The sequence below is a fragment of the Streptomyces sp. NPDC054813 genome, assembly GCF_053611365.1.
The window spans coordinates 1-8374 of sequence record NZ_JBSHAF010000002.1; the positions used below are offsets into that span (position 1 = coordinate 1).

Below are 8374 nucleotides of genomic sequence, written 5' to 3' on the forward strand. Positions count from 1 at the left end.
CGCCCGGTTACATTCCGAACCCGGAAGCTAAGCCTTACAGCGCCGATGGTACTGCAGGGGGGACCCTGTGGGAGAGTAGGACACCGCCGAACAATTTTTGAGGACCCCTGGTCACCAGCGTTCAGCTGGGACCAGGGGTCCTTTTGTTTTTACAATGCTTGTGGTACCGAAGACAGGAGTCACCATGTCCACCAACTCTCCCGACGAGCGACCGGAGCGCGACCAGCGGCCACGGGACAGTGGTGACCGCGGTGACCGTGGCGGATACCGCGGCGACCGCAACGACCGCAGTAACGACCGCGGAGACCGCGGCGGTTACGGCCGTCGCGACGACAACCGCGGTGGCAGTGGTGGCGGTGGCTACGGTCGCCGCGACGACAACCGCGGTGGTGGATACGGCCGTCGGGACGACCGTCGTGGTGACGAGCGCCGTGGCGACGACCGTGGCGGTTACGTTCGCCGTGACGACAATCGCCGTGATGACAACCGGCGTGATGACCACCGTGGTGGTGACAACCGTGGTGGTGACAACCGTGGTGGTGACAACCGTGGTGGTGACAACCGTGGTGGTGACAACCGTGGTGGTGGCTACGGCCGGCGTGATGACAACCGCGGTTCCCGCCCGGCGTTCCAGCGGGACGACCGTGGCGACCGGGGTGGCTTCCGCCGTGATGACCGTGGTGATCGTCCGGCGTTCCGTCGTGACGACCGTGGTGATCGTCCGGCGTTCCGTCGTGACGACCGTGGTGACCGTCCGGCGTTCCGTCGTGATGAGCGCGACGACCGCGGCGGGCGGAGTGACTTCCGTCGGGACGACAACCGGAGCGGCGGTGGCTACCGAGGCCGGGACGATCGCCGGGACGACCGCAGGGACGACCGGCGCGATGACAGCCGTGGTGGCTTCCGTGGCCCCCGCAGCGACGACCGAGAGCGTGGCCCCCGGCGTGACGACCGCCGCGATGACCGCCGAGACGACCGAGGCGGCTTCCGTCGGGACGACAACCGTGGCGGCGGCGGTTACCGCGGCCGGGACGACCGACGTGACGACAGGCGTGGCGACGACCGGCGCGGCGGTGGTTACGGACGCCGTGACGAGCGTGACCGCGACCGCGACCGGGAGCCGATCAAGCGGCTGCCGATCCCGGAGGACGTCACCGGCGACGAGATCGACAAGGACGTACGGCAGGAGCTGCAGAGCCTGCCCAAGACGCTCGCGGAGGACGTCGCCAAGAACCTGGTGATGGTCGCGCGGCTCATCGACGAGGACCCCGAGGGCGCGTACGGCTACTCCAGGGTGGCGCTGCGCCTCGCGTCCCGTGTCGCCGCCGTACGTGAGGCCGCCGGGTTCGCCGCGTACGCGAACCAGAAGTACAGCGAGGCGCTCGCCGAGTTCCGGGCCGCGCGGCGGATGACCGGTAGCGTGGACCTGTGGCCGGTCATGGCCGACTGCGAGCGTGGGCTCGGGCGGCCGGAGAAGGCGCTGGACATGGCCGGCGCCCCCGAGGTGCACAAGCTCGACAAGGCCGGCCAGGTCGAGATGCGGCTCGTCGCCGCCGGTGCCCGGCGTGACATGGGGCAGCTGGACGCGGCCATCGTGACGCTGCAGAGCCCCGAGCTTGCGTCCAACTCCGTACAGCCGTGGACCGCGCGGCTGCGGTACGCCTACGCCGACGCCCTGCTCGAGGCCGGCCGTGTGGACGAGGCGCGGGAGTGGTTCGCCAAGGCCGTCGAGGCCGACCGGGACGGCAGCACGGACGCCTCCGACCGGCTGGCCGAGATGGACGGGGTCGAGTTCGTCGACGCCCTGAACGACGAGGACGCGGAGACGGACGCGGAGACGGACGAGGACGCGGACGAGCCCGAGGAGACCCGCGTCGAGGCCGCGACCGAGCCCGTGACCGCCACCGAGCCCGTGACCGCCACTGAGTCCGAGCCCGTGTCTGAGTCCGAGGCCGCGACCGAAGCCGTGTCTGAGTCCGAGCCCGTGTCTGACTCCGAGGCCGCGACCGAAGCCGTGTCTGAGTCCGAGCCCGTGTCTGACTCCGAGGCCGACAAGGACTGATCACCGCGTTCGACAAAGGGCAGGCTCCGACCGGAGCCTGCCCTTTCTCGTTGTCGTCGTCGGTCTCAGATGTCGAGCGCCCGCAGCACCAGCCCCGACGCCGGCTTGGGGCCGAAGGACGTCGACTTGCGGGGCATGGTCACGCCTTGGCGGGCCAGGTCGCGGACGACCTCCTCGTGGACCGGGTGCAGGAGGACGGCCGTACTGCCGGCGCTTTCGGCCTTGGCGACCGTCGCCGCCGTGTCGTGGATGTACGCGATGTGCGCGTTCGAGTCCTCGGGGATGCGCCAGACGTGGTCGAGGAGCGTGGCGTGCAGGACGGTGGCGTCGAGCGTGCGCCAGGCGGCCGGGCGGTCGGCCGGGATCGTGCGGGCCAGGAGATCCGGGTCCGGGCGGTCGATGAGGTGGAAGGTGCCGTCACCGGCCAGCAGGAACGCGTTGCCGGCGCAGGCAGCGTCCGCGAGCGCCTCCTGGGCCTGCGGCAGGGGGACGTCGAGCCGTCGTACCCGGAAGTGGTCCTGTACGGCCGCCAGGGCGTCCGCCACCGGCAGGCCGTGCAGCAGGCGGTGGATGGCGCGGACACGCAGCGGGTAGCGGGCGGTGTCGACCAGGAGCACCAGGCCGTAGTCCCAGGGGCTGGGTGAGGTGTGCTCCGCGCGTAGACGTAGGTAAGTGGCCCAGCGGTGATGGCCGTCGGCGATCAGGGCCTGGTGGTGCGCCAGGTCGGACTGGACACGTGCCACCTCGGCGGGGTCGGTGATCGACCAGAGGCGGTGGTGGAAGCCGTCCTCCGTGGTGGTGGCCAGGAGCGGGGGGCGGTCGGCCGCCGCTTCGACGACCTCGGCGGCCGTGCCGTTGCCCCGGTAGGTCAGGAGAAGGGGTTCGAGGTTCGCGGAGGTCGCGCGCATCAGGGCCGCGCGGTCGGCGACCACCGGGGGCATGACCTCCTCGTGCGGCAGCACCACGCCCTCCGACGGTTCCGAGACCCGCAGGGCGCCGATGACCCCGCGCTGGAGCATGCCGTTGCCGTCGTGCTGCTCGTAGACGTACAGGGCGGGTTCGGGGTCCGTGGTGAGGACTCCCTCGGCCTGCCAGCGGTGCAGGGTGTCGGCCGCCTGTTCGGTGCCGGCGCTGGGGGTGCCGGCCTGGGGGAGGATCAGGCGGACGATGTTGTACGGGTCGGCGGACTGGAGGTGGTGTACGCCGTCGGGGCGTACGACGACGTCGTACGGCGGGGAAGTGACGGCGGCGAGGCTGCCGACCCGGTCGGGGTCGTAGCGAAGGCCTCGGAACGGGTTGAGTTCCAGGCCTCGGCGCTCCGTTGCTTCCGAGTGACCTGCAGTGTTCATCCCGGCATCGTACGTGTGTCAGTGGCGTGCGGGATGATCGATGGGGAAAGGCGGGACAACGAAGAGTGACGAGGAGCGATGGGGAATGAGCGAGGGTGTCAGGACGGGTCCCGAGGGCAGCGGACAGGCTCTGAGCACGGCGTATGACACTGCGCTGCTGGATCTGGACGGCGTGGTGTACGCGGGCGGCAGCGCGATCGCGCACGCAGTGGAGTCGCTGGCGGCGGCCCGCGCGGGCGGGATGCATCTGGCGTACGTCACCAACAACGCGCTGCGGACGCCGGACACGGTCGCGGGGCACCTCACCGAACTGGGGATCCCGACCGGCGCCGATGACGTCATCACCTCGGCGCAGGCGGTCGCGCGGCTGATCAGCGAGCAGGTGCCGGCAGGGGCGCGGGTGCTGGTGATCGGCGGGGAGGGGCTGCGGGTCGCGCTGCGGGAGCGGGGGCTTGAGCCGGTGGAGTCGGCGGACGACGATCCGGCGGCGGTGGTGCAGGGGTTCGGCGGTCCCGATCTGCCGTGGGGGCGGTTCGCCGAGGCGTCGTACGCCGTCGCGCGCGGGGTGCCGTGGTTCGCGTCCAACGCCGATCTGACGATTCCCAGCGGGCGCGGGATCGCCCCGGGCAACGGCGCGGCGGTGGAGGTTGTCCGGATCGCGACGGGTGCCGAGCCCCAGGTGGCCGGCAAGCCGCTGCCGCCGATGCACCGGGAGACGGTCCTGCGGACGGGTGCGAAGCGGCCGTTGGTGGTCGGGGACCGGCTGGACACCGACATCGAGGGCGCGTTCAACGGCGGGGTCGACTCGCTGCTCGTCCTGACCGGCGTCACCGACGGGCGCCAGCTGCTCGCCGCGCCGCCACAGCATCGGCCGACCTACGTCGACGCCGATCTGCGGGGGCTGCTCACCGGCCAGCCGGAGGTCGCGGCGGACGGCGACGGCTTCCGGTGCGGTGGCTGGACGGCCACAGCGGGGGCGAACGGGCTGGAACTGGAGGGGGACGGCGAGGCCCTCGACGGGCTGCGGGCACTGTGCGCAGCGGCCTGGACGGCGGCCGGGGAGGGCTCCTGCGAGCTGGACGGAGGCAAGGCGCTGGCCCGGCTCGGGCTCTGAGTCCACGCTCACCGGGACGGCGTATCGAGAGCAAAGGGGAGGGTAGGCTAACCTAACCGGGTGTTGGTCGACAGTCCTCCCGAACAGTGCGCGGAGACCGCCCCCGCGCCCCCAACCCGCCGGGCGATACGAACCCTTGGGCTCTTCGTCTCCGTCGCGATACTGATGCTCGTCGCCCTGGCGAGCATCGCGATCGGAGCGAAAGAGCTGCCGCTGGACCAGGTCTGGCACGGCCTGTTCCACAACACGGGGACGTACGGCGACGTGGTCGTCGACGAGCGGCTGTCCCGGACCGTGCTCGGTCTGCTGGCCGGTGCCGCCCTCGGCCTGTCCGGGGCGGTGCTCCAGGCACTCACCCGCAACCCGCTCGCCGACCCCGGACTGCTCGGCATCAACGCGGGCGCGTCGGCCGCGGTCGTCACCGCCATCACCTACTTCGGCGTCACCACCCTCGACGGCTATGTGTGGTTCGCCTTCTTCGGGGCGGCCGCGGTGGGCGCCCTGGTGTGGTTCCTGGGCGGCAGCCGGGGCGCCACCCCGGTCCGGCTGGCGCTGGCCGGCACGGCGATCAGCGCCGCGCTCTACGGCTACCTCCAGGCCGTGATGATCACGGACGGCGCGGCGCTCAACAAGTGGCGGTTCTGGACGGTCGGTTCGCTGGCCGCCGCGAACGACTCGACGATCATGCAGGCACTGCCGTTCCTCGTGGTCGGCACCCTGCTCGCCCTCGGCCTCGCCCGGCCGCTGAACGCGGTGGCGATGGGCGACGACACCGCCCGTGCCCTCGGCGCGAACCTGGGCCGCACCCGGGCCCTCGCCATGCTCGCCGCCGTCGTACTGTGCGGTGCGGCCACCGCGGCCTGCGGCCCGATCGCCTTCGTCGGCCTGATGGTGCCGCACGTCGTGCGCTCCTTCACCGGCCCCGACCTGCGCTGGATCCTGCCCTACGCGACGATCCTGTCGCCCGTACTGCTGCTCGGCGCCGATGTCGTCGGCCGGATCGTCGCCCGCCCCTCGGAACTCCAGGTCGGCATCGTCACCGCGATCATCGGCGGCCCGGTCTTCATTCTTCTCGTACGACGGCGCAGGACGGCCCAGCTGTGAGGAACGCTGCTGTGAAGACCACCGCTGTGAAGACCACCGCTGTGAAGAACACGCGTAACACGCGTACTCTGCGCACCCCCGGCGGGCTCTCCCTGCGGACGGATCTGCGCGCGCTGGTCGTCGTGACCGCGTTGCTGCTGGCCGCGTGTGCCGCGAGTGTCGTGCTGATCGGCACCGGCGACTTCCCGATCTCCTTCGGCGACGTGGTGAGGACGCTGGCCGGCAACGGCACCGCGGGCCAGGACTTCATCGTCAACGAACTGCGGCTGCCGCGCGTTCTGGTCGGTCTGCTGGTCGGCGCCTCGCTCGGCCTCGGCGGCGCGCTGTTCCAGTCGATCTCCCGCAACCCGCTCGGCAGCCCGGACGTCCTCGGCCTCTCCCAGGGGTCGACGTCCGGCGCGCTCGTCGTCATCGTGCTGACGTCCGGGGGTGCCACCCAGGTCACGGTCGGTGCGCTGGTCGGCGGTCTGCTGACCGGCCTCGCCATCTATCTGCTCGCCTGGAAGCAGGGTGTGCACGGCTACCGGCTGGTCCTGGTCGGTATCGGAGTCTCCGCGGTCGTCACCGCGGTCAACGGCTATCTGCTCACCAAGGCAGACTTCGTCGACGCGACCCGCGCGGTCGTCTGGATGACCGGTTCCCTCAACGGCCGGGACTGGAGCCAGGTCTGGCCGCTGCTCGCGCTGTGCGCCGTCCTCGTCCCGCTGGCCCTCGCCAACGCGCGGGGCCTGCGGATGATGGAGATGGGCGACGACGTTTCCAACGCCCTCGGCGTGCGGGTGGAGCGGGTACGGCTGCTGCTGATGGTGTCGGCCGTGCTGCTGACCGCGGCCGCAACCGCCGCCGCGGGCCCGGTCAGCTTCGTGGCGCTCACCGCCCCGCAACTCGCCCGCCGTCTCACCCGCTCGCCCGGCCCCAACCTGCTGCCCTCCCTCTGCATGGGCGCCACCCTGCTGGTCACCGCCGACTGGGCCTCCCAGCGCGCCTTCGGCGCCGACCAGCTGCCCGTGGGCGTGGTCACCGGAGTCCTGGGCGGGGTCTACCTGCTGTGGCTCCTCGTCACCGAACGCAAGGCGGCCCGGATATGAGCACACAGGGCGGCCCGGACAAGAGAACGCAGGGCGGCCCGGACAAGAGAACGCAGGGCTGCCCGGACAAGAGAACGCAGGGCGGGCCGGATTTGAGCACGAACCCCGAGTCGGAGAGCAAGAACAAGAAGAGGAACGCTGTGAACCGCCTGTCCGCCGAGAACGTCACCCTCGCCTACGACCAGCGCGTCATCGCCGAGCAGCTGTCGGTGGAGATCCCCGACAACTCCTTCACCGTGATCGTCGGCCCCAACGCCTGTGGCAAGTCGACGCTCCTGCGCGCGCTGTCCCGGATGCTCAAGCCCAGCCAGGGCCGGGTGCTGCTCGACGGGCAGGTCATCCAGTCGATGCCGGCGAAGAAGGTCGCCCGCACCCTCGGTCTGCTGCCCCAGTCGTCCATCGCGCCCGACGGAATCACCGTCGGCGACCTGGTCGGCCGCGGCCGCTACCCGCACCAGGGACTGCTGCGCCAGTGGTCCGCCGAGGACGAGCGGGTCGTCCAGGAATCGATGGCTCAGACGGGTGTCGCCGAACTCGCCGACCGGTACGTCGACGAACTGTCCGGCGGTCAGCGGCAGCGCGTGTGGATCGCCATGGCGCTCGCCCAGCAGACCCCGCTGCTGCTCCTCGACGAGCCGACCACCTACCTGGACATCCAGCACCAGATCGACGTCCTCGACCTCTGCGCCGAACTGCACGAGGAGCAGGGCCGGACGCTGGTCGCCGTGCTGCACGACCTCAACCACGCGGCCCGGTACGCCACCCACCTCATCGCGCTGCGCGACGGCGAGGTGATCGCCGAGGGCGCCCCGAACGACATCGTCACCGCGGAGCTGGTCGAGGACGTCTTCGGGCTGCGCTGTCAGATCATCGACGACCCGGAGACGGGCACCCCGCTGGTGGTGCCGGCCGCCCGGAAGACACGGCTCACAGCAGCTTCCTGAGCCGGAACAGGTCCAGCAGGTTCGCGTCCAGTCTCACCCGGCCCGAGCCCCAGGCCCCGGCGAAGTTCAGCTCGCCGTCGACCAGGGCCACCAGGTCGTCGCCGGCCATGGCCAGCCCGATCTGCGCCTTCTCCCGCGGCGGCCCGGGAAACGTCTCCTCCACCTCGATCCGGCCGCCGGTGAGCCGGCCCGCGAAGGTGACGTCCAGGTCGGTGATGTGGCAGCTGACGGTGCGGTCCATGGCGGCGGCCGCGCGGACATCGCCCTCGGCGCCGCCCATGGTGTGGGAGAGCTTGTCGAGTGCGGCGCGGCACTCCTCGATCGTGGCCATCGCGATCGACGGTACCCCAGCGGTTCGGGGTAGCGTCGGGGCATGACCGACTCTGTGCCCGAGGGCCGGGTGGCGGAGGCGGCGGAAGCGGTACCGGCCGAGCCCGAGTACGACCCCGCCGCCCCCGCCCCGCTGAACGTCCCCCGTACCCCCACCGGCGACGCCGAGGTCGACGCCCAGCTCGACCGGCTGGGCGACGCCGACCACCTCGCCACGGACGGGCATCTGGAGGTGTACGAGGATGTACACCGGGGGCTGCGCGACGCGCTCACCGCGCTCGACGCCCGCCCCGGGCCTCCGGCGCGGGGGGGCCCCCCCGGCGCGCGGGGCCCCACCCCCCCCCCGGCTCAGTGCGCTGTTCGCGCCCGACAGAGAGACACCC

Annotated in this window: 9 protein-coding genes and 1 rRNA gene; 8 read left to right on the top strand and 2 right to left on the bottom strand. The window is 71.6% G+C overall.

Going from position 1 to position 8374, the window contains the following annotated elements:
- The 3 genes from rrf to ACWGJB_RS03340 all read left to right on the top strand — a co-directional run.
- Nucleotides 1–92: ribosomal RNA gene (rrf, locus tag ACWGJB_RS03330) — 5S ribosomal RNA — on the top strand; the annotation flags it as partial.
- A gap of 150 nt (nucleotides 93–242) precedes the next feature.
- Nucleotides 243–1241 (top strand): hypothetical protein, encoded by a 999-nt coding sequence (locus tag ACWGJB_RS03335; protein WP_453379043.1) that lies wholly within the window; start codon nucleotides 243–245, stop codon nucleotides 1239–1241.
- Nucleotides 1124–2062 carry a tetratricopeptide repeat protein gene (locus ACWGJB_RS03340; protein ID WP_453379015.1) on the top strand — a complete coding sequence of 313 codons (939 nt, stop codon included), beginning with the start codon at nucleotides 1124–1126 and terminating at the stop codon, nucleotides 2060–2062. Before ACWGJB_RS03335 ends, ACWGJB_RS03340 begins: the two co-directional genes overlap by 118 nt.
- A 65-nt stretch (nucleotides 2063–2127) precedes the next feature.
- Here the strand turns inward: ACWGJB_RS03340 and ACWGJB_RS03345 are convergent, their stop codons facing one another.
- Nucleotides 2128–3411, bottom strand: coding sequence for a DUF1015 domain-containing protein (locus tag ACWGJB_RS03345; protein WP_453378596.1), 1284 nt, complete (start codon nucleotides 3409–3411; stop codon nucleotides 2128–2130).
- An 85-nt stretch (nucleotides 3412–3496) separates the two neighbouring features.
- On the opposite strand from ACWGJB_RS03345, the gene ACWGJB_RS03350 reads away from it, so the two are divergent.
- The 4 genes from ACWGJB_RS03350 to ACWGJB_RS03365 all read left to right on the top strand — a co-directional run bounded on the left by ACWGJB_RS03350 (nucleotide 3497) and on the right by ACWGJB_RS03365 (nucleotide 7661).
- Entirely contained in the window at nucleotides 3497–4525 is a 1029-nt protein-coding gene (locus ACWGJB_RS03350) for an HAD-IIA family hydrolase (RefSeq protein WP_453378597.1), read from the top strand.
- 60 nt (nucleotides 4526–4585) lie between these two features.
- Nucleotides 4586–5629, top strand: a complete 1044-nt coding sequence (locus ACWGJB_RS03355; RefSeq protein ID WP_453378598.1) for a FecCD family ABC transporter permease — start codon at nucleotides 4586–4588, stop codon at nucleotides 5627–5629.
- Between the two features lie 11 nt (nucleotides 5630–5640).
- Nucleotides 5641–6717: a FecCD family ABC transporter permease gene (locus ACWGJB_RS03360; RefSeq protein ID WP_453378599.1), complete on the top strand. Its 1077-nt coding sequence runs from the start codon at nucleotides 5641–5643 to the stop codon at nucleotides 6715–6717.
- Nucleotides 6718–6809: 92 nt separating this feature from the next.
- On the top strand, nucleotides 6810–7661 hold the full coding sequence (locus ACWGJB_RS03365; protein ID WP_453378600.1) for an ABC transporter ATP-binding protein: 852 nt from the start codon (nucleotides 6810–6812) through the stop codon (nucleotides 7659–7661).
- Here ACWGJB_RS03365 and ACWGJB_RS03370 read toward each other — a convergent pair.
- Nucleotides 7645–7992, bottom strand: a complete 348-nt coding sequence (locus ACWGJB_RS03370; RefSeq protein ID WP_362571441.1) for a sterol-binding protein — start codon at nucleotides 7990–7992, stop codon at nucleotides 7645–7647. The genes ACWGJB_RS03365 and ACWGJB_RS03370 overlap by 17 nt on opposite strands.
- A 42-nt stretch (nucleotides 7993–8034) precedes the next feature.
- On the opposite strand from ACWGJB_RS03370, the gene ACWGJB_RS03375 reads away from it, so the two are divergent.
- On the top strand, nucleotides 8035–8374 hold a 340-nt coding region (locus ACWGJB_RS03375; RefSeq protein WP_453378601.1), incomplete at its 3' end, for a hypothetical protein.

Excerpts from the sequence above, each read along its gene's own strand:
- ACWGJB_RS03345 (WP_453378596.1), bottom strand. The coding sequence starts at position 3,411 with ATGAACACTGCAGGTCACTCGGAAGCAACGGAGCGCCGAGGCCTGGAA.
- ACWGJB_RS03350 (WP_453378597.1), top strand. The coding sequence starts at position 3,497 with ATGAGCGAGGGTGTCAGGACGGGTCCCGAGGGCAGCGGACAGGCTCTG.
- ACWGJB_RS03370 (WP_362571441.1), bottom strand. The coding sequence starts at position 7,992 with ATGGCCACGATCGAGGAGTGCCGCGCCGCACTCGACAAGCTCTCCCAC.